Here is a 19,580-nt window from a genome sequence, read left to right as displayed (position 1 = left end):
TCGTTGAAAAAGGCCTGGATCGCCAGTCCGATCGGAATGCTCATTTACCGCTCGTAAACTCGAGCGCGAGTCCGATCCGCTTCCTCAGCCTTTTTCGCGGGGCCGCCTAGGCCTCGCCTGACCTTCGCTCGGCGCTTTTTGGTACAGAACCTAGCGACCGCCTGGCCCCTGGACACCCGGGGTTGCAAACGCGATCACCGATCGGGCGCCCCCGGCTGGACAGCGGCCGGCCAAAGGGGGCACAAGATGTCCCTTCTTTTCCCTCTCTGCCGAAAAAGTCGAAATCATGAGCCAGTACCCCTTCGAACGCCGCATCGTCATCACCCTGCAATCGAACAACGAACTGACGCTCGACGCCGCCCTCGACCAGGCCGTGTCGCGCATCAAGCAGGGCGAGATCCACGGTGGCGACGAAGGCCTGGCCACTGCCTACAGTTTCCATGTGGACACCGTGGCCGAAGGCCCCTCCGGTCCGGTGGACCTGGGCGAGTACCTGGGCCGCCCGGCCACCAAGGCCGAGCAGAGCGTGGTGGACGCCGGCGTGGTGCCGCGCTTCCGCCTCGGCCAGAGCGTGGCCGTGCAGGTCGGCAATGGCGAACCCAAGCCCAGCAGCATCCAGGAAGTGCGCCTCTTTCCCCAGGTGGAAGGTCCCTGCTGGCTGTACCTGGTGGAAGAGCGCGTTCATCGCGACTACCTGCCGGCCAAGAAGCTGCGGGCGATCTGAGCGACGCCACGATGTTGGGCTTCGCTGGCGCTCAGCCCAACCTACCGCCCCGGAGGGTGGACTGAGACAGCTTCATCGTCGAAGCCCAACAGGCAGACCTGAGCCCAACAACCCTACTCAACCGAACGCGGCGATCTGGCGATAGAGCGACAGCGCCGGCGCGGCTGTCGTGCCGGTCATCTGGGTGAGGATACTGCCATTCAGCGCGGTGTTTGCCCCTGCGCCCTGTCCGTCCGTAGGCAGCACCGTCCACTGGGGTGCACCATCGGCACCGGTGCTGACGTTGAAGGTCGGTGCCGATAGCTGGGCGGTTTCCTGAGCGGCAGCGGTCGCCACGCCGCTGGGGCTCAGGCTATCGATGAGCTGACTGCTCAACTGATTGGGTTGCCAATCCGGCATGCCGGGATTCAGCGTACCGAGGATGCCGGCGTCTTCCGTGGCGGCGGGTGCCCAGTTCCAGGACGCGGCACCCTGATCCTGCGGGGAGAGCCCGGAGAAGGCCACATTGGCCGCATCGGCGCCACGTTGCGCGCCCTCGAAATAGGCGAGCTGACGTTCAGCCGAGGTGAAGGTGCCGGAATCGTCGCTGGCGATACGCGCCAGGCTGTTGCTGTCCAGGTTGGCGAAGGGATCCTGCGTGGAGGCATCGGCATAGCGACTGTCGTCATGGTAATAGCTCACCAGCAGGTGATTGGCCGCCTGCTTCGCCAACTGGATACGGTCGGGACTGGCCCCCTCGGGCATCTCGCCAAGCACGGCGGCGTCGGTGCCCTGGCTGCGGATCTGCTGCTGGAGGATCTGCATGAAGCCGTCGAGATCGGCATTGCCGCTCGACTGCCCCGGCAGCAGACCGGCGATCAGCTGGGCCGCGGGCGACAGGTCCACGGCGACGGCGCTGCCACTGGACGCGTCGCCAGTCTGGCCACTGTCGGCCGCCGAGGTAGTCGGATTGCCCGTCGCGCCTGGACGGGCAGGTTGGGTGCCTGCCGTTGTCGCCTGCATCTGGCTGTCGATCGCCATCACATCTGCACCCTCCGGCCGCCCGGGCGGCTCGCCTCAGCCTCCTTTATGCCAGGGCAACCTTAGGCTTTGCTTAGCGGCGGACGGACCCGGCAAGGGCGGCGCGACGACCCTAGGCCCGACGCTCCCAGACCTCGCAGGCATAGGCGGGACGGTCTTCTTCGGCGGCATGCTGCTGCCGCGAGACGAGTTTCCAGTCGGCCTCGTTCCAGGCGGGAAAGAACACGTCCCCGTCCGGCGCCAGGGCGACGCGGGTCAGGTAGAGCCGCTGGGCCAGCGGCAGGGCGTCGGCGAACAGCTGGGCGCCGCCGATCAGCATGATCTCGCTGGCCTCGCGTTCCCGGGCCCAGGCCTCGGCACGCTCCACGGCAGCGGCCAGCGACGTCCGCACCTCGGCACCTTCGGCCACCAGATCAGTCTGACGGGAGACCACCAGATTCAGCCGACCCGGCAGCGGGCGGCCCAGGGAGTCCCAGGTCTTGCGACCCATGACCAGCGGCTTGCCGAGGGTCACGGCCTTGAAATATTTAAGCTCCGCCGGCAGGTGCCAGGGGAGACGATTGTCGATGCCGATGACGCCGTTGTCGGCCACGGCGACGATCAGGCTCAGGGGGAGAGAGGTTTTCATGGTGACAGAGCATAACAGAGGCGTTAACAGCCAGGGCGCCAGGGACTATGCTCGGCGTTTTTGCCGCAAGGGCGCCGACGCGTGACCGCAACCCCCTCTCCCGCCTTCGAGGATCTCTGGCTCACCGAAGCCCTGCGCCTGACCGAGGAAGACAGCGGCCCGCTGGAAGACGCCGAGGCCAATCGCCAGGCACGTGCGGCCGGCGGTCCATTCGAGGCGCGACTGGTGACGCGCGCCCGCCTGCTCGGTCAGCGCGACGGGCTGCTGGCGGCACGGCGTCGCTGGCGCCAGGGTGCGCTGCTGGCCGCCTGGCTGCTGGGCATCGTGGCGCTGTTCTGCGGCGCGGGTCTCGCCGCCGGGGCGCTGGGCGACGGTAGTCGTCCGGTCAATGTGTTCTGGGCGCTGGGCAGTCTGCTCGGCCTCAACCTGCTCAGCCTGCTGGTCTGGGCCCTTGGCCTGCTGGGTGGTGGCCGGCAGCTGGCCTCGCCGCTGGCACGCCTCTGGCTGTGGCTCTCCGGCCGCCTGGCGCGGGACGCCCGGGCCCTGCACCTGGGTCCGGCGCTGGTCGGGCTGCTCGGTCGCGCCCGCCTGCTGCCCTGGGCCCTCGGCGGTCTGGTCCACGGCCTCTGGCTGCTGATCCTCGGCAGTGCCCTGGCGACCCTGCTGGCGCTGCTTTCCGGACGCAGCTATCTGTTCGTCTGGGAGACCACCCTGCTCGGCAGCGACACCTTCGTGCTGCTGACCCAGGCGCTCGGCGCCCTGCCCCAGCTACTGGGCTTTCCGCTGCCCGACCCGGCCAGCATCGCCGCCAGTGGCGATGCCGCCAGCCCGCTGGCCGCGGCACGCCAGGCCTGGGCCGGCTGGCTGCTCGGCGTGGTGCTGGTCTATGGCCTGCTGCCCCGGCTGCTGCTCACCCTGCTCTGCCTGTGGCGCTGGCGACGCGGTCGCCAACGGCTGCGGCTGGACGTCGAGCGCCCCGGCTACCAGCACCTGCGCGAACGCCTGCTGCCCACCAGCGAACGCCTGGGCGTGAACGACGCCGCCCCCGCGCAGCTGCCCCAGCAGGATGCCGGGAGCCTGGCCCGCACCGGTGACGAGGCGCTGCTGGTGGGCATCGAACTCACCGACCATACCTGGCCGCCGCCGCTGCCCGAAGGCGTGCGTGACGCCGGCGTGCTCGACGACGGCCAGGGCCGGCGCCATCTGCTCGAACAGCTGACCCGCTATCCGGCCCGGCGCCTGCTGATCGCCTGCGATCCCCGCCGCTCGCCGGATCGCGGTACCCTGACCCTGCTGGCCGAATTGTCGCGCTGCGCCACGGCCACCCGCGTCTGGCTGTTGCCCGCGCCCCTGGGCGGCAAGCTCGATCCGGTGCGCCTGGACGACTGGCGCCAGGCGCTGGATGCCCTGCGCCTCGCACACTGCACCGGCGATCTCGAAGAACTGGCCTGGCTGGAGACGAATCCATGAGCGGCCCCCTGCGCCTGGCGCTGGTCGGTCACACCAATGTCGGCAAGACCTCGCTGCTGCGCACCCTGACCCGCGACGTCGACTTCGGCGAGGTCTCCCATCGTCCCAGCACCACCCGCCATGTCGAGGGCGCGCGGCTGTCGGTGGATGGCGAAGCCCTGCTGGAGCTCTACGACACTCCCGGCCTGGAAGACGCCATCGCCCTGCGCGATTACCTCGAGCAACTGGAGCGCCCCGGCGAACGCCTGGACGCCGCCACCCTGCTCGACCGCTTTCTCGACAGCGTGGAAGCCCGCCAGCGATTCGAGCAGGAGGCCAAGGTGATTCGCCAGCTGCGCGCCTCCGATGCCGGTCTCTATGTGATCGACGCCCGTGAGCCGGTGCTGGCCAAGTACCGCGACGAACTGGCGGTGCTGGCCGGTTGCGGTCGTCCGCTGGTGCCGGTGCTCAACTTCGTCGCCGCCGACGGCCACCGCGCCGACGATTGGCGCGCCACCCTGGCCCGCCTCGGCCTGCACGCCCTGGTGCGCTTCGACAGCGTCGCCCCGCCGGCGGACGGCGAGGCGCGCCTCTACGAAAGCCTGGCAACGCTGCTGGAAAGCGGCCGCCCGGCGCTGCAACGACTGATCGCCGATCACGCCGAGCAGGCCCGCCGCCGCCATCAGCAGGGGGTGCGGTTGATCGCCGAACTGCTGGTGGACGCCGCCGCCGCGCGGCGCAGCGTGGCGCCTGGCGAAGCCGAGGTGAATACCGCGACCGCCGAGTTGCGCGACGCCCTGCGCACCCGCGAACAGCGCTGCGTGGAAGACCTGCTGCGGCTGTTCGGCTTTCGCCCGGGCGATGCCCACGCCAGCGACCTGCCGCTGCTCGACGGGCGCTGGGGCGACGATCTCTTCAATCCGGAAACCCTGCGCCTGCTGGGCATCCGCCTGGGCGGCGGCGTGGCGGCTGGCGCCGCGGCCGGGGTCGGCCTGGACCTGCTCGCCGGCGGCCTGACCCTGGGCGCCGCCACGGTGCTGGGCGCCCTGGCCGGCGGCCTGGCGCAGACCGGCGGCCACTATGGTCGGCGGCTGTTCGGCAAGCTGCGCGGCGGACGGGAACTGTCCATCGACGATGCCGTGCTGCGGCTGCTGGCCGTCCGGCAGCGACAATTGCTGGCGGCGCTGGAAACCCGCGGCCATGCCGCCCAGGGCGCCATCGAGGTGGCCGCCCCCGACGAGCAGCGCTGGCGCGAGGGCAAGCTGCCCGCCGCCGTGCAGGTGGCCCGGGCCCATCCGGAATGGTCTGCGCTCAATCCGCGCCCGCGCCTGCAGGCCGACGACCGCCAGACCCGCATCGACGAGATCGCCGCCGCCCTGGATGCGGACGCCTAGCGGCGTTCCAGCTCGGCGAGAAAGACCGCCACCGTGGCCATGCAGGCTTCGCGTTCTTCCACGTGGGGCATGTGGCTGGAATGCTCGAAGATGCGCCAGCGGGCATCCGGGATGAGTCTATCGAAGGGCTCCACGCAGGCCGGGGTGGCCTCGTCGTGACGCCCGGAGATCAGCAGGGTCGGCACCTGGATCCGCTCGAGCCGCTCGATCACGCTCCAGTCCCTGAGACTGCCGATCACATGGAATTCGGTGGGGCCGTTCATGGCGTGATAGACGGTGGGATCGGCGTCGATGGCGGCAAAGGTCCGCGCCACCTCGGCCGGCAGGGGCTGCACGCGGCATACGTGGCGGGCATAGAAGACCTCACTGGCAGCGCGGTACTCCAGCGAGTCGGTGGTGCCGGCGGCCTCGTGGCGCTCCAGGGTGGCCTGCACCTCGGCCGGCAATTCGGCCCGCAGCCCGGCCGCGGCCTCGCGCCAGAGCGCCATGGACGCCGGCGAATTGGCGATGACCAGCCCCCGCAGTCCTTCAGGCTGGCGCACCCCGTGCTCGGCGGCCAGCATTCCGCCCCAGGATTGGCCGAGCAGCACGTACTGGCGGATACCCAGGTGGCGCAGCAGGTTGTCCAGTTCGTCGAGAAACAGCGCCACCGTCCAGAAGCCGGGGTCTATTCCGCGCAAGTGGGTGGAGCGGCCGTTGCCCAGCTGATCGTAATGCACCACCGGCCAGCCGCGCTCGGCCAGGTCCTTGAAGCTGTCCACATAGTCATGGGTGCAACCGGGACCGCCATGGGCCACCACCAGCGGCAACCGCCCGCTGGCCAGCTCACCGGTGACCCGGTACCAGGTCTGATGGCCGTGGAAATCGGCGTAGCCTTCTTGAACCTGCATGGATGCCTTCCTCGTCTCGATGGGAACGGAGTCAGGCTAGCGGGCGGGTGGGAGGGGGATAACTGGGAAAAGTTGTAGGTTTGGGGTTGGGCCGCGTTGCAGTTTTGATCGGCAGCCGGGCTGATTCGCGGCGTTCGATCCCGTCACGCCGGACAGCCCCCTCCCCCGCAAGCGGGAGAGGGGGTAATCCGGTGTGAGGGATAAGCCTCTTACGAAAGGGCAAACCCCGCGTAGGGTGGATGACGGCGCAGCCTCATCCACCGAAACACCCGAGGGGTCAGTGCGACTTGAGTCCCGCCGCCGTCAGCACCAGGCGCAATACCCAGGCCACCACGCCCAGCGCCACCAGGCTGCAGGCCCAGATGCCGGCCATCCAGGCCAGCCGCTGCCAGAGCGGCTTGCTGTCCGCGGGATTGGGTTCGCGCGAGCGGCCGACCATCAGTGGTAGCCCTCCCCCGCGCGTACCTTGCCGCGGAACACGTAGTAGCCCCAGAAGGTGTACATCAGGGTGATGGGGATGATGAACAGGGTGCCGATGAGCAGGAACAGCTGGCTCTGCGGCGGCGACGAGGCCTCCCAGATGGAAACCGCCGGCGGGATGATGTTCGGCCAGAGGCTGATGCCCAGACCGCTGTAGCCGAGGAAGATCAGCGCCAGGGTCAGCAGGAAGGGCGCATGGTGCGAATCCTCGCGCAGGATGGCGCGCAGCAGGGCCAGGGTCACCACGCCGACCAGGATCGGCACCGGCAGGAACCAGACCAGGTTGGGCATGCTGAACCAGCGGGCGGAAATGGCCGCCTGGCTCAGCGGGGTCCAGATGCTCACCACGGCGGTAAAGGCCAGCAGCAGGAACAGCAGCGGCTTGGTCAGGCGGCGCATGGTCGCCTGCAGCGGACCCTCGGTCTTCATGATCAGCCAGGTGCTGCCCAGCAGCGCATAGGCGGCGATCACGCCCAGGCCGCAGAACACCGAGAAGGGCGTCAGCCAGTCCAGCGGACCGCCGACGTACTGGCGATTCTCCACCGGGAAGCCTTCGATGAAGGCGCCCAGGGCCACGCCCTGGCAGAAGCTGGCCAGCAGCGAGCCGAAGATGAAGGACTTGTCCCACAGGGCTTCCTTGCCTTCCTGGACCTTGAAGCGGAATTCGAAGGCCACGCCGCGGAAGATCAGGCCGATCAGCATGAAGATCAGCGGCAGGTACAGCGCCGGCAGGATGATCGAGTAGGCCAGCGGGAAGGCGCCATAGAGCCCCGCCCCGCCGAGTACCAGCCAGGTCTCGTTGCCGTCCCAGATGGGCGCCACGGTGTTCATCATGACGTCGCGGTCTTCCTTGCCCTTGACGAAGGGAAAGAGGATGCCGATGCCCAGGTCGAAGCCGTCCATGACCACGTACATCATGAGGCCGAAGATGATGATGATCGCCCAGATCAGCGGGAGGTCGATGCCAGGGATGCCGTTCATGTGCGGTCTCCGGTCAGCTGGTCGGTGGGGTTGTCTTCTTCCAGGCCGCCATCGGCGCCGGACAGCGGACGCTTGGGATGGCGATCGGTGCCCGGACCGCCGGAGGTGGGCAGGTCGCCTTCACCGGTGTGCGGACCCTTGCCGATCATGCGCAGCGCATAGAGGGTGCCGATGCCGAACACGGCGAAATAGACCACCACGAAGGCCACCAGGGTGATGCTGAGCTGGGTGACGCTGTGGTTGGATACCCCGTCCTTGGTGCGCAACAGGCCGTAGACGATCCACGGCTGGCGGCCCACCTCGGTGGTGAACCAGCCGGCCAGCAGGGCGATGAGACCGACCGGTCCCATGCAGGTGACCAGGCGCAGGAAGGCGCGGGTCTCGAACAGCTTGCCGCGCCAGCGCAGCCAGGCGCTCCACAGGCCGGCGGCGATCATCAGCATGCCCAGGGCGACCATGATGCGGAACGACCAGAACACCACATAGGCCGGCGGCCGGTCTTCCTTGGGGAAGTCCTTGAGCGCCGGGATCGGCTCGGTGAGGCTGTGCTTGAGGATCAGGCTGCCCAGTACCGGGATTTCCACCTTGAAGCGGGTTTCCTCGCGCTCCATGTCCGGCCAGCCGAACAGGATCAGCGGGGTCGCTTCGCCCGGGGGGTTCTCCCAGTGGCCTTCCATCGCGGCGATCTTGGCCGGCTGGTGCTCCAGGGTGTTGAGGCCGTGGGCGTCGCCAACGAAGGCCTGCACCGGGGCCACCAGCAGGGCCATCCACATGGCCATGGAAAACATCTTGCGCACCGCCGGGTTGTCGTTGCCGCGCAGCAGGTGCCAGGCCGCCGAGGCGCCGACCAGGAAGGCCACCGACAGGTAGGCGGCGATGGTCATGTGCGCCCAGCGGAAGGGGAAGGACGGGTTGAAGATCACCGCCAGCCAGTCCACCGGGACGATGCGCCCATCGACGATCTCGTAGCCGCTCGGGGTGTGCATCCAGCTATTGGAGGACAGGATCCAGAAGGTCGACATCAGGGTGCCGATGGCCACCATCACCGTCGAGAAGAAGTGCAGGCCGCGACCCACGCGATTCCAGCCGAACAGCATGACGCCGAGGAAGCCGGCTTCGATGAAGAAGGCGGTGAGCACCTCGTAGGTCAGCAGCGGACCGGTCACGGCACCGGCATAGTCGGCGAAGCCGCTCCAGTTGGTGCCGAACTCATAGGCCATCACCAGACCGGACACCACGCCCATGCCAAAGAAGATCGCGAAGATCTTCAGCCAGAAGTGATACAGATCCTTGTAGACGTGGTTGTCGGTCTTCAGCCACAGCCCTTCGAGCACGGCGAGAAAGCTCGCGGTACCGATGGACAGCGCCGGGAAGACGATGTGGAAGGACACGGTGAAGGCGAACTGGATCCGGGCGAGATCCAGGGCTTCGAGGCCGAACATAGCTTTTCCTCTCAGGCACGCCGGCCATCGAGGGTAGCCGGTCGAGTTGACGCTGACCGAGGTTCGAACCTCCGGCGTCGCCTGGGGTTCTAGCGGGACGCTAAAAAGGCGCCACCGCCGCTAGCCCATTGGACCAGGTCGGAAGCTGACGTGGATCAACGTCAGGCTTTAGGATAGACCTCCTCGATACATTTGCTTACGTGGTTGGATGTCGCATCGGGCAGGCTGTCGCACCCCGTAGTTGTATGACGATCAGTCCCCGGGTGGCTTAAGATGCCGCCTCTGTCCCTGCGAGCCCCAGTCATGTCCGGCGATACCCTGCAGCTGCGTCACCACCGTCCCTTCGTCGCCTTCTGGTTCGCCCGCATCTGCACCGCCGGCAGTTTCCAGATGCTCACCGTCGCCATCGGCTGGCACCTCTATTCCCTCACCGGCAACGTGCTCGATCTCGGCCTGGTGGGGCTGGTGGAATTCCTGCCGCGGGTACTGTTCATGCTGCACACCGGGCATGTCGCCGATCGCTACGACCGCCGCCGGGTCGCCGCCCTCTGCCAGACCGGCCAGGGCCTGATCGCCCTGGTGCTGCTGGTGGGCAGCCTCAATCAGGCGGTGACCCGCGAACTGATCTTCATCCTGGCCTTCTGCCTGGGTACCGCGCGCGCCTTCGAACAGCCCACCACCCAGGCGCTGCTGCCCAACATCGTGCCGCCGGCGATCTTTCCCCGCGCCATCGCCGCCGCGGCCTCGGCCATGCAGGGCGCCACCATCATCGCCCCCGCTCTGGGCGGCCTGCTCTATGCCCTGGGCGCCGCCTGGGTCTATGGCCCGGCGCTGGTGCTCTATGGCATCGCCATCCTGCTGGTCTCCAGCCTGCCGGCGCGGCAGACGCCCAGCCAGAAGGAAAAGCCGACCCTGGACAACCTGCTGGCCGGCATCCGCTTCATCAAGAGTCGCCCGGACGTGCTCGGCGCCATCTCCCTGGATCTCTTCGCCGTGCTCCTGGGCGGCGCCACCGCCCTGCTCCCGGTGTTCGCCGCGGACATCCTGCTCACCGGTCCCTGGGGCCTGGGCCTGTTGCGCTCGGCGCCGGCCGTGGGCGCCCTGGGCATGTCCTTTCTGCTCGCCTACGTCAGTCTCAATCGCCACGTGGGGCGCATCATGTTCGGTTCGGTCGCGCTGTTCGGCGTCGCCACCATCGCCTTCGGGCTGTCCACCTCGCTATGGTTCTCGCTGGCTACCCTGGTGGTGCTGGGCGCCGCCGACATGGTCAGCGTGGTGATCCGCAGTTCCTTCGTCCAGCTGGAAACCCCCGATGCCATGCGCGGCCGGGTCAGTGCGGTCAACGGCCTGTTCATCGGCGCCTCCAACCAGCTCGGCGAGTTCGAGTCGGGGGTTACCGCGCACTTCTTCGGCACGGTGCCGGCGGTGGTGCTGGGGGGTGTCGGTACCCTGGTGATCACCGGGGTCTGGATGAAGCTGTTCCCCGGTCTGGCCAGGCGTGACCGGCTGACGGAGCCGCACCAGGACAGTTGAATCCAGGCCTGCCGCCAACGGGCCATTCATACCTAGGGGATGACCGCTCGGCCCGAAGTAAACTTATCGCGCAAACCTTTAACGCAAAATGTGATCCATGTCACACACTTTGAAGCGTTGAGGTTTTCATGCGTACCCCTCTTTCCATGGCCGCCCGCCTGGGCCTGGGCTTCGGCCTGATCCTGGTGCTGATGCTGCTGATCACCCTCGTCGGCGTCCAGCGCGTCGGCGTCATTGATGACACCCTGACCGCCGTCAGCCAGGGCGCCAGCGTCAAGCAGCGCTACGCCATCAACTTCCGCGGCAGTGTGCACGACCGCGCCATCGCCATTCGCGATACGGTGCTGATCCACGACGCCGCGCCCCTGGCCAGTCGCCTGGCCGACATCGACCGGCTCAAGGCCTTCTATCGCCAGTCCGCCGAGCCCATGGATCAGCTGTTCGCCAGCCAGGGCGCCACGGCCGAGGAACAGCGCCTGCTGGCGGCCATCAAGGACATCGAAGGCACCGCCCTGCCGCTGACCGAGCGCCTGCTGCAGCTGCGCCAGGCCGGCGATCTGGAAGGCGCCCGGGTGTTCCTGCTGGAGCGCGTCTCGCCGGCCTATGTCGAGTGGCTCAAGCGCATCAATGCGCTCATCGATCACGAAGAAGCCATCGCCAGCGGCCACCTGGGCGAGGTCCGCGGCATCGCCGGCGGCTTCCGCTGGCTGATGCTGGTCACCTGCGCCCTCGCCCTGCTGCTGAGCGTCACCGTCTCCATCCTGATCATTCGCCAGATGGGTGCCACCCTGGGCGGCGAACCCCACGCCGTGGCCGCCGCCATCCGCCGCCTGGCCGAGGGCCGCCTGGACGAGCGCCCCGCCACCCGCCATCCGGACAGCGTCATGGGCACCCTGGGCAGCGCCACCGCGCACCTCGGCGAGACCATCGTCCAGGTACGCCATACCGCCAGCTCGGTCGCCGCGGCGGCGGCCCAGCTGCAAGGCACCGCCCAGACCAACCAGCGCCACACCGATGTGCAATCCAACCAGGCCCAGCACATGGCCGCCGCGGTCACCGAGCTGGCCGCCACCATCGGCGAGGTCGCCGGCTACGCGGCCCAGGCCGCCCAGGCCACCGGCAATGCCAGCGCCCAGGTGGACACCGGCAACCGGCTGGTCGCCAGCTCCGGCCAGGCCATCGGCCAGCTGGTGCAGGCCCTGGAACAGGCCAGCGTCACCGTGCAGCAAGTCTCCAGCGACAGCGCCAGCATCGAGAACATCGTCGCCGTCATCAACGGCATCGCCGAGCAGACCAACCTGCTGGCGCTGAACGCCGCCATCGAGGCGGCCCGGGCCGGCGAGCAGGGTCGCGGCTTCGCCGTGGTCGCCGACGAGGTCCGCAACCTGGCCACCCGCACCCAGGAATCGACCCGCGAGATCCGCGCCATGATCGCCACCCTCCAGGAAGGCGCCGGACGCGCCGCGGCGCAGATGGAAGAGAGTCGCGGCCAGGCCCACGAGACCGCCGAACTGACCCAGCGCGCCGTCGCGGCCCTGGCGGCCATCCAGGCGGACGTCGGCTCGGTGAACGCCATGAATGCCCAGATCGCCACCGCCGCGGCCCAGCAGACCGCCGTGGCCGAAGAGGTCAACGAGAACATCAACCGCATCCACGCGGCCACCCTGGAAACCGCCAGCGGTTCGCAGCAGATCGCCGGCGCCAGTCGCCAGCTGGCCGAATTGGCCGAGGACCTGGAGCGCCGCATGAGCCTGTTCCGCACGGCCTCGGCCTGAATATCCGGCAACGCTCGCGGGCTGAACCTAGACGCGCGCGTGACGGTCAGCAGTCAGACACCTTTTCCCGTGCAGGAGTCTGGACATGCAGCTTTCCCTCAACGGCCAGGTCGCCCTGGTCACCGGCGGCAGCTCCGGGATCGGCGCCGCCGTCGCCGAGGCCCTGGCCAAGGCCGGTGCCGCCGTCGCCATCAACTACCATTCCAGCGCCGAACCGGCCGAGGAACTGGCCAAGCGCATCCAGGACGCCGGCGGTCGCGCCATCGCCGTTGGCGGTGATGTCGGCGACGAGGCCGAGGTCCAGGCGCTGTTCGACCGCACCCTGGAAGCCTTCGGCCGGCTGGACATCCTGGTCGCCAACTCCGGCCTGCAAAAGGATGCGGCCGTGGCCGACATGTCGCTCAAGGACTGGAACACGGTGATCAACACCAACCTCACCGGGCAGTTCCTTTGCGCCCGGGCGGCGATCCGCCAGTTCCGCAAGCAGGGCCGCGACGAAAGCATCTCCCGCGCCCTGGGCAAGATCATCCATATGAGCTCGGTCCACGAGGTCATTCCCTGGGCTGGCCACGTCAACTACGCCGCCTCCAAGGGCGGGGTCAATCTGCTGATGCGCAGCCTGGCCCAGGAAGTCGCTGCCGAGGGCATTCGCGTCAACAGCATCGCCCCGGGCGCCATCGCCACCGCCATCAACGAAGAGGTGACCGGTGACGAGGCCAAGGCCCGCGAACTGCTCAAGCTGATCCCCTACAAGCGTGTCGGCCACGTCGACGACGTCGGCAACGTGGCGGTCTTTCTCGCCAGCGACCTGGCCGACTATATCGTCGGCACCACCCTGTTCGTCGACGGTGGCATGTGCCTCTATCCGGGATTCGAAGACAATGGCTGATTCCACCTCCGTGCACGCCCGCCGCAGTATCGGCGCCCACGGTGTCATCGGCGACCTGCGCACCTGCGCCCTGGTCGCCACCGACGGCACCATCGACCACTTCTGCTGGCCGAATCTGGACAGCCCCTCGGTATTCGCCGCCCTGCTCGACTCGGAAAAGGCCGGCTACTTCAGCCTGGCGCCGGTCTGGGAAGACGCCCGCGAGCAGCAGCTCTATCTGCCGGACACCAATATTCTGCAGACCCGCTGGCTGTCGGCGGAAGGCGTCGCCGAGATCACCGATCTGATGCCGGTGTGCAGCAGCGAGGACACCCAGCCGCGCATCGTCCGCCGCGTGCAGGTGGTGGCTGGGCGCTGCCGCTTCCGCCTGGTCTGCGCCCCGGCCCACGACTATGCCCGCGCCGAGACCCGCGCCCGCCTGGTGGACGGCGGCGCCCTGTTCGAGGCTGCGGGCCAGCCGACCCTGCGCCTGGCGTCGAGCGTCACCCTGCAGGTGGACGGCAACGCCGCCCTGGCCGAATTCGAACTGGAACAGGGCGAGCAGCTGGATTTCGTCTTTGGCTGCGAGAAGGACGACAAGGTCGTCGCCGGCCAGAGCGATCTCTGCTTCGAGGACACCCTGACCTACTGGACCTCCTGGGCCGCCAAGAGCCACTACCAGGGGCGCTGGCGCGAGATGGTCACCCGCTCGGCCCTGGCGCTGAAGCTGCTGACCTCCTGCAAGCACGGCTCCATCGCCGCGGCCGCCACCTTCAGCCTACCCGAAGCCCTGGGCGGTGAACGCAACTGGGACTATCGCGCCTCCTGGATCCGCGACGCCTCCTTTACCGTCTATGCCTTCATGCGCCTGGGCTACACCCAGGAGGCCAAGGATTTCACCCACTGGGTGGGCCAGTGCGTGGAAAACAGCCACAGCGCCCCGGAAAAGCTGCAGATCATGTATCGCCTGGACGGCGGCCTGGACCTGCCCGAGGAAACCCTCGACCACCTGGCCGGCTATGCCGACTCGAGTCCGGTGCGCATCGGCAATGAGGCCTACAAGCAGATCCAGCTGGACATCTATGGCGAGCTGATGGACGCCATCTACCTGTCCAACAAGTATGGCGAAGCCATCTCCCACCAGGGCTGGAAGGAGGTGGTGCGGATGATCGACCACGTCTGCGAGCACTGGAACCAGCCCGACGCCGGGATCTGGGAGATGCGCGGCGATCCCGAGCACTTCCTGCATTCGCGGCTGATGTGCTGGGTGGCCATCGACCGCGCCATGCGGCTGTCGGTCAAGCGCTCGCTGCCGATGCCCTACGAACGCTGGTACGCCGCCCGCGCCGCCATCCAGGAAGACATCTGGGATAACTTCTGGAACGCCGAGCTGGGTCATTTCACCTCGACCCGTCACGGCAAGAGCCTGGACGCCGCCCTGCTGCTGATGCCGCTGGTGCGCTTCGTCAGCGCCACCGATCCCATGTGGCTGTCCACCCTGGACGCCATCAAGACCAACCTGGCCTACGACGGCATGATCCGCCGCTACAACCCGGCGGACACGCCAGCGGACAACCTCAAGGGCGAAGAAGGCGCCTTCGTCGCCTGCTCCTTCTGGTACGTCGAATGCCTGGCCCGCGCCGGTCGCGTCGACGAAGCCCACCTGGAGTTCGAAAAGCTGCTGGGCTACGCCAATCCACTGGGTCTCTATGCCGAGGAACTGGACAAGCGCGGCTACCCCCTCGGCAACCTGCCCCAGGCCCTGTCGCACCTGGCGCTGATCAGCACCGCCTTCTTCCTGGATCGCAAGCTGAGCGGCAAGGATCCGCAGTGGCAGCCGTAGGGCGAGCCGATGCGGCCGCCCCTGCGGGTGCAGCCCGATAGCTGATCACAATCCTGCCGGAGCGGATAAAGCCGGAAACCCGCTCGGATAGCCCCCTCTCCCCTTGGGAGAGGGTTGGGGTGAGGGCACAGTGCAGTACGTAGCTACTGTGGAAAAGGCTGCGCCGTTTTCCACGCTACGGTGCCAAACGAAGGTAGCCAAACGCCTGCTCGGGCAGCCCCCTCTCCCCCTGGGAGAAGGTTGGGGTGAGGGGCCAGAGCCGCAAGATCACAAGTAAGTCATTCAGGGTTTGCATCGTGCAGCCTGCTTAGCTGCAATCGCGGCCATGGGCCGCTCCTACCGGTCAACTTCGAGCACTGATGGCGACGACGTCGGGAAGCCAGCCCCTCACGCCACCCGACTCTGCCCCAGCGCCTCGTTGACGCAATTGGCCATGTCGTCGATATGCCAGGGTTTGGGCATGAAACGGGTGCGGCCGGCGCCCCGGGGTACGGTCAGGCGATCACCCGAGGTGAGGATCACCGGGATATGGGGCCAGCGCTGGGAGACCAGCTGGGCGAGGGCCTCGCCGTCGAGGCGCCCCGGCATGCGCACGTCGGTGAAGAGCACATCGATGCGGGCGCCGTTCTGCTCCAGATAGCTCAGGGCCGCATCGGCGGTCGGCACGGCCACCACCTGCAGGTCCACCAGCGACTCCAGCGCCTCGGTGGCCAGTTCACGCAGCAACGGCTCGTCCTCTACCAAAAGCAGTAGCGGACGATAGGAGCCGAAGGGAGAAGATGCCTGAGTCATAACCAACAGACTTTGCCAAGGGGTCGCGGTTCTGACCGCTCGGCCTGGTCTCGACCAAAGTCGACCACCGGCATAGGCAAGACCTCTAGACGGCAACTTTCAAGGCTGCGCTGACTCGAAGCGTTCACCTCAGGGGTCGCCTGTGGTATTCTTTTTTAATCGAACGATCAATTAAAAAAGCATTCTTCCCTTTGACAGTGCGCAAGGAGTCCTCATGAGTGCGACGCCCTCATCCGGCACCGTAAAACTGAATCCCCCCGCCTTCTACTGCGCGGCCGCGGTGATTCTGCTGTTTTCCCTGGCCGTCATCGGCCGTCCAGAGCAGGCCGGCGCCTGGTTGCTGCAGGCGCAGACCTGGGCCGCCAATACGGTCGGCTGGTACTACCTGCTGGCCATGTCGCTCTATCTGGTGTTCGTGGTGGTCACCGCGCTGTCCGGCTACGGCAAGATCAAGCTCGGTGCCGACCACGACCAACCCGAATTCAGCTACCTGTCCTGGGCCGGCATGCTGTTCGCCGCCGGCATCAGCATCACCCTGTTCTTCTTTTGCGTCTCCGAACCCCTGACCCACTTCGCCCAGCCGCCGGCCGGCGAAGGGGGCAATCCGGCAGCCGCGCGCCAGGCCATGCAGATCCTCTTCCTGCACTGGGGCCTGCACGGCTGGGGGGTGTTCGCCCTGGTGGCCATGGCCCTGGCCTACTTCGCCTACCGCCACAATCTGCCGCTGGCCCTGCGCTCGGCGCTCTATCCGCTGATCGGCAAGCGCATCAACGGGCCCATCGGCCACGCCGTGGACGCCTTCGGCATCATCGCCACCATCTTCGGCCTGGGCGCCGACCTCGGTTTCGGCGTGCTGCACCTCAATGCCGGGCTGGACTACCTGTTCGGCATCAGCCACAGCCACTGGGTGCAACTGATCCTCATCGTGCTGATGATGGGCGCGGCCATCGCCGTCGCCGTGTCCGGCGTCGACAAGGGCGTGCGCATCATGTCCGACATCAACATGGTGCTGGCCGTCGCCCTGCTGCTGTTCGTGCTGTTCGCCGGGCCGACCCAGCACCTGCTCAATACCCTGATCCAGAACATCGGCGACTACCTCTCGGCCTTGCCGGGCAAGAGCTTCGACCTCTATGCCTATGACGAGCCCTCCGACTGGCTGGGCGGCTGGACGGTGTTCTACTGGGCCTGGTGGATCGCCTGGGCGCCCTTCGTCGGGCTGTTCATCGCGCGCATCTCGCGCGGCCGCACCATCCGTGAATTCGTCTTTGGCGTGCTGTTCATCCCGCTGGGCTTCACCCTGGCCTGGCTGTCGATCTTCGGCAACAGCGCCCTGGAACTGGTCCTTGGCCAGGGCATGACCGGCCTGGCGCAGACCGCCCTCACCGATCCGGCCATGGCCTTCTACCAGGTGCTGGAGACCTATCCGGCCAGCCGCGTGGTGATCAGCGTCGCCGTGCTGGTGAGCTGCGTCTTCTTCGTCACCTCGGCCGATTCGGGCACCGTGGTGCTCTCGACCCTGTCGTCCAAGGGCGGCGAGGCCGATGAAGACGGTCCCAAGTGGCTGCGGGTGTTCTGGGGCGCGGCCGTGGCCGTGGTCACCGGCGGCCTGCTGTTCGCCGGCAGCATGGATGCCCTGAAATCGGCGGTGGTGCTGACCTCGCTGCCCTTCTCGGTAGTGGTCCTGCTGATGATGTGGGGCCTGCACAAGGCGTTGCATCTGGAGTCCCAGCGCCAGCGCGCGCGACTGCACTCCCTGGCGCCGGTGGCGACCAACGGCAAGGCGCGCCATGGCGGCTGGCGCCAGCGGCTGTCCCAGGCGGTGTACTTCCCCTCGCGGGACGAGGTCTATCGCTTCATGGACAGCACGGTGCGCCCGGCCATGGAGGAAATGGTCGAGGTCTCGCGGGAGAAGGGCCTGGTGGTGGATACCCAGTTCGACGCCACCAACGCCAACCTGCAACTCATCATCGGCCATGGCGAGGAGCATCCCTTCATCTACCAGGTGATCATGCAGGGTTACTTCACGCCCTCCTTCGCCCGTGCCGGCATCGGCGGGCTGCACCTGAAGAATCGTCGTTACTACCGGGCCGAGGTGCACCTGACCGAGGGCAGCCAGGACTATGACCTGGTGGGCTACAACCGCGAGCAGATCCTCAACGACATGCTCGACCAGTACGAGCGCCACCTGCAGTTCCTGCATCTGGTGCGCTGACAGGGCGGTTTTTTCAGCGACTGAAAGGCCATTGAAAGCCGCAAAGGTCGTATAATCGCCTCCAGGGCCGGCCCCGAGCCGGCCCCGGGGTCGGTACGCCGCGCCGGCTCCCCGCCGTCCGGAGACCGCTTTGTCCACCCCCTCTGTCCCCTCGCCCTATCCGCCCCTGGTGCAATGGCTGGCCCTGATCCTCTGCTCCGCCCTGGTCGGCGGCGGACTCAGCTGGCTGCAGGTGCCCGCGGCCCTCTTTCTCGGTCCCATGTTGGTGGCCATCGCCTTTGGCGTCGGCGGCGCCACCATCCGCCTGCCGCGCCGGCTGTTCCAGACCGGCCAGGGCGTGGTGGGCTGCCTGATCGCCCATGCCATGACCGCCGCGGTGCTGCTCACCGTCGCCGAGCACTGGCCGGTGATGCTGCTGGCCACCGCCCTGACCGTGTTGCTCAGCCTGCTCACCGGTGCCCTGCTGGTGCGCTTCGGTGGCCTGCCGGGCAGCACCGCCGCCTGGGGCACCACGCCTGGCGCGGCGGCCGCCATGGTGGCCATGGCCGAGGAATACGGCGCCGATCCACGCATCGTCGCCACCATGCAATATGTGCGGGTCGTCTGTGTGGTGCTGATCAGTGCGCTGGTCGGCCGGTTACTGGGCGCCGAAGGCAGCGGCACCGGCCATCAGGCCACCGTGGTCAGCCTGGACGGCCACTTCGCCGTCAATCTGGCGCTGACCCTGGCGGTCGCCCTGGCCGGCAGCTGGCTGGGCGGTCGGCTGTTTCCCGCCGGCGCCCTGCTGCTGCCCATCGCCCTGGGTACCCTGCTGCAACTCAATGGCTGGCTGGACATCACCCTGCCCCATCTGCTGCTGGCGGCGGCCTATGGCGCCATGGGCTGCTATGTGGGCCTGAGATTCGATCGGGCCACGGTCGCCTATGTCTGGCGCGCCCTGCCCAAGATGATCTTCGCCTCGCTGCTGCTGATCGCGCTCTGCGCCCTGTCGGCGCTGCTGATGGCGCGGCTGATGCACGTGGACTTTCTCACCGCCTACCTGGCGACCAGTCCGGGCGGCCTGGATTCCATGGCCATCATCGCGGTGGATGCCCACGCCGATGTCGGCCTGGTACTGGCCATGCAGGCCTTGCGGCTGATCGGGGTGGTGCTGACCGGGCCGCTACTGGCCCGGCAGCTGGTCAAGCTGGCCCGCACCTGACCCGGGGTGCGGGCCTGGCACTCAGGCCGAGCGGCGGCGCTCGACCTGGGCGGTGATGTTGTAGCCTTCGGCAGCATGGCCGCGCACCACGACCCGGGCATCCGGGTAGAAACCCTTGAGGCGCTGTTCGAAGAGAAAGTAGATCTCCGCGCCGACCCGGATCTCCGCGGGATCGGTCAGGGTCAGGGAGAAATTGCGCACTGGATCGGCGGCATGCTGCGACTCGTTTTCCTCGATGCGCTGCATGGCGTCTTCGACGATCTGTTCGGCGATCTGCGACATCTGTGACCTCCTGGTCGGGGCAGTAACGGGGCGCCGTCCCGGAGACGGCTGTATCGCTAGTGACCA

General features: G+C 67.6%; 17 protein-coding genes. 9 read left to right on the top strand and 8 right to left on the bottom strand.

Annotation, left to right across the window (positions count from 1 at the left end; all coding sequences use genetic code 11):
- Positions 1 to 286: 286 nt before the first annotated feature.
- Positions 287 to 724, top strand: a complete 438-nt coding sequence (locus QKY98_RS11725) for a hypothetical protein (RefSeq protein WP_007162558.1) — start codon at positions 287 to 289, stop codon at positions 722 to 724.
- Between the two features lie 117 nt (positions 725 to 841).
- Here QKY98_RS11725 and QKY98_RS11720 read toward each other — a convergent pair whose 3' ends face one another.
- Together QKY98_RS11720 and QKY98_RS11715 are read right to left on the bottom strand one after the other, a co-directional pair.
- Positions 842 to 1,744: a hypothetical protein gene (locus tag QKY98_RS11720; protein ID WP_284670964.1), complete on the bottom strand. Its 903-nt coding sequence runs from the start codon at positions 1,742 to 1,744 to the stop codon at positions 842 to 844.
- Between the two features lie 112 nt (positions 1,745 to 1,856).
- Positions 1,857 to 2,372 carry a dihydrofolate reductase gene (locus QKY98_RS11715; RefSeq protein WP_284670963.1) on the bottom strand — a complete coding sequence of 172 codons (516 nt, stop codon included), beginning with the start codon at positions 2,370 to 2,372 and terminating at the stop codon, positions 1,857 to 1,859.
- An 81-nt stretch (positions 2,373 to 2,453) separates the two neighbouring features.
- Between QKY98_RS11715 and QKY98_RS11710 the strand changes: the two genes are divergently transcribed.
- Both QKY98_RS11710 and QKY98_RS11705 read left to right on the top strand, forming a co-directional pair.
- Positions 2,454 to 3,842 carry a DUF2868 domain-containing protein gene (locus tag QKY98_RS11710; RefSeq protein ID WP_115945820.1) on the top strand — a complete coding sequence of 463 codons (1,389 nt, stop codon included), beginning with the start codon at positions 2,454 to 2,456 and terminating at the stop codon, positions 3,840 to 3,842.
- Positions 3,839 to 5,215: a GTPase/DUF3482 domain-containing protein gene (locus QKY98_RS11705; RefSeq protein WP_007162562.1), complete on the top strand. Its 1,377-nt coding sequence runs from the start codon at positions 3,839 to 3,841 to the stop codon at positions 5,213 to 5,215. The genes QKY98_RS11710 and QKY98_RS11705 overlap by 4 nt, the downstream gene beginning before the upstream one ends.
- Here the strand turns inward: QKY98_RS11705 and QKY98_RS11700 are convergent.
- The 4 genes from QKY98_RS11700 to QKY98_RS11685 form a co-directional block, all read right to left on the bottom strand.
- Positions 5,212 to 6,105 (bottom strand): proline iminopeptidase-family hydrolase, encoded by an 894-nt coding sequence (locus tag QKY98_RS11700; RefSeq protein WP_284670962.1) that lies wholly within the window; start codon positions 6,103 to 6,105, stop codon positions 5,212 to 5,214. The two genes, QKY98_RS11705 and QKY98_RS11700, sit on opposite strands and share 4 nt — an antisense overlap.
- Positions 6,106 to 6,382: 277 nt before the next feature.
- Positions 6,383 to 6,544 carry a DUF2474 domain-containing protein gene (locus QKY98_RS11695; protein ID WP_284670961.1) on the bottom strand — a complete coding sequence of 54 codons (162 nt, stop codon included), beginning with the start codon at positions 6,542 to 6,544 and terminating at the stop codon, positions 6,383 to 6,385.
- A complete protein-coding gene (gene cydB / locus QKY98_RS11690; RefSeq protein WP_007162565.1) occupies positions 6,544 to 7,566 on the bottom strand; it encodes a cytochrome d ubiquinol oxidase subunit II in 1,023 nt (340 codons plus the stop codon). Before cydB ends, QKY98_RS11695 begins: the two co-directional genes overlap by 1 nt.
- Positions 7,563 to 9,008, bottom strand: coding sequence for a cytochrome ubiquinol oxidase subunit I (locus tag QKY98_RS11685; protein WP_007162566.1), 1,446 nt, complete (start codon positions 9,006 to 9,008; stop codon positions 7,563 to 7,565). Before QKY98_RS11685 ends, cydB begins: the two co-directional genes overlap by 4 nt.
- 303 nt (positions 9,009 to 9,311) lie before the next feature.
- On the opposite strand from QKY98_RS11685, the gene QKY98_RS11680 reads away from it, so the two are divergent.
- The 4 genes from QKY98_RS11680 (at position 9,312) to QKY98_RS11665 (ending at position 15,027) form a co-directional block, all read left to right on the top strand.
- Positions 9,312 to 10,541 (top strand): MFS transporter, encoded by a 1,230-nt coding sequence (locus QKY98_RS11680; RefSeq protein WP_284670960.1) that lies wholly within the window; start codon positions 9,312 to 9,314, stop codon positions 10,539 to 10,541.
- Positions 10,542 to 10,669: 128 nt separating this feature from the next.
- A complete protein-coding gene (locus QKY98_RS11675) occupies positions 10,670 to 12,316 on the top strand; it encodes a methyl-accepting chemotaxis protein (RefSeq protein ID WP_223855408.1) in 1,647 nt (548 codons plus the stop codon).
- 85 nt (positions 12,317 to 12,401) lie between these two features.
- Positions 12,402 to 13,205 (top strand): glucose 1-dehydrogenase, encoded by an 804-nt coding sequence (locus QKY98_RS11670; protein WP_027599056.1) that lies wholly within the window; start codon positions 12,402 to 12,404, stop codon positions 13,203 to 13,205.
- Positions 13,198 to 15,027 carry a glycoside hydrolase family 15 protein gene (locus QKY98_RS11665; protein ID WP_077171752.1) on the top strand — a complete coding sequence of 610 codons (1,830 nt, stop codon included), beginning with the start codon at positions 13,198 to 13,200 and terminating at the stop codon, positions 15,025 to 15,027. The genes QKY98_RS11670 and QKY98_RS11665 overlap by 8 nt, the downstream gene beginning before the upstream one ends.
- A gap of 387 nt (positions 15,028 to 15,414) precedes the next feature.
- Here QKY98_RS11665 and QKY98_RS11660 read toward each other — a convergent pair whose 3' ends face one another.
- Positions 15,415 to 15,819 carry a response regulator gene (locus QKY98_RS11660; protein WP_223855407.1) on the bottom strand — a complete coding sequence of 135 codons (405 nt, stop codon included), beginning with the start codon at positions 15,817 to 15,819 and terminating at the stop codon, positions 15,415 to 15,417.
- Positions 15,820 to 16,066: 247 nt separating this feature from the next.
- Between QKY98_RS11660 and betT the strand changes: the two genes are divergently transcribed.
- Together betT and QKY98_RS11650 are read left to right on the top strand one after the other, a co-directional pair.
- Positions 16,067 to 18,031 (top strand): choline BCCT transporter BetT, encoded by a 1,965-nt coding sequence (gene betT, locus QKY98_RS11655; protein WP_284671179.1) that lies wholly within the window; start codon positions 16,067 to 16,069, stop codon positions 18,029 to 18,031.
- A 130-nt stretch (positions 18,032 to 18,161) separates the two neighbouring features.
- On the top strand, positions 18,162 to 19,232 hold the full coding sequence (locus tag QKY98_RS11650; protein WP_044342980.1) for an AbrB family transcriptional regulator: 1,071 nt from the start codon (positions 18,162 to 18,164) through the stop codon (positions 19,230 to 19,232).
- A 21-nt stretch (positions 19,233 to 19,253) separates the two neighbouring features.
- On the opposite strand, the gene QKY98_RS11645 is transcribed toward QKY98_RS11650, so the two are convergent.
- Positions 19,254 to 19,514: a hypothetical protein gene (locus QKY98_RS11645; protein ID WP_007162574.1), complete on the bottom strand. Its 261-nt coding sequence runs from the start codon at positions 19,512 to 19,514 to the stop codon at positions 19,254 to 19,256.
- Positions 19,515 to 19,580: the final 66 nt, after the last annotated feature.

Origin of the sequence: Pseudomonas sp. HR1, from assembly GCF_030175875.1 — a bacterium.
GTDB classification, from domain to species: domain Bacteria; phylum Pseudomonadota; class Gammaproteobacteria; order Pseudomonadales; family Pseudomonadaceae; genus Chryseomonas; species Chryseomonas oryzihabitans.
Note: the sequence above shows the minus strand (reverse complement) of the source record. Positions and strands in the feature narration are given on the sequence as shown.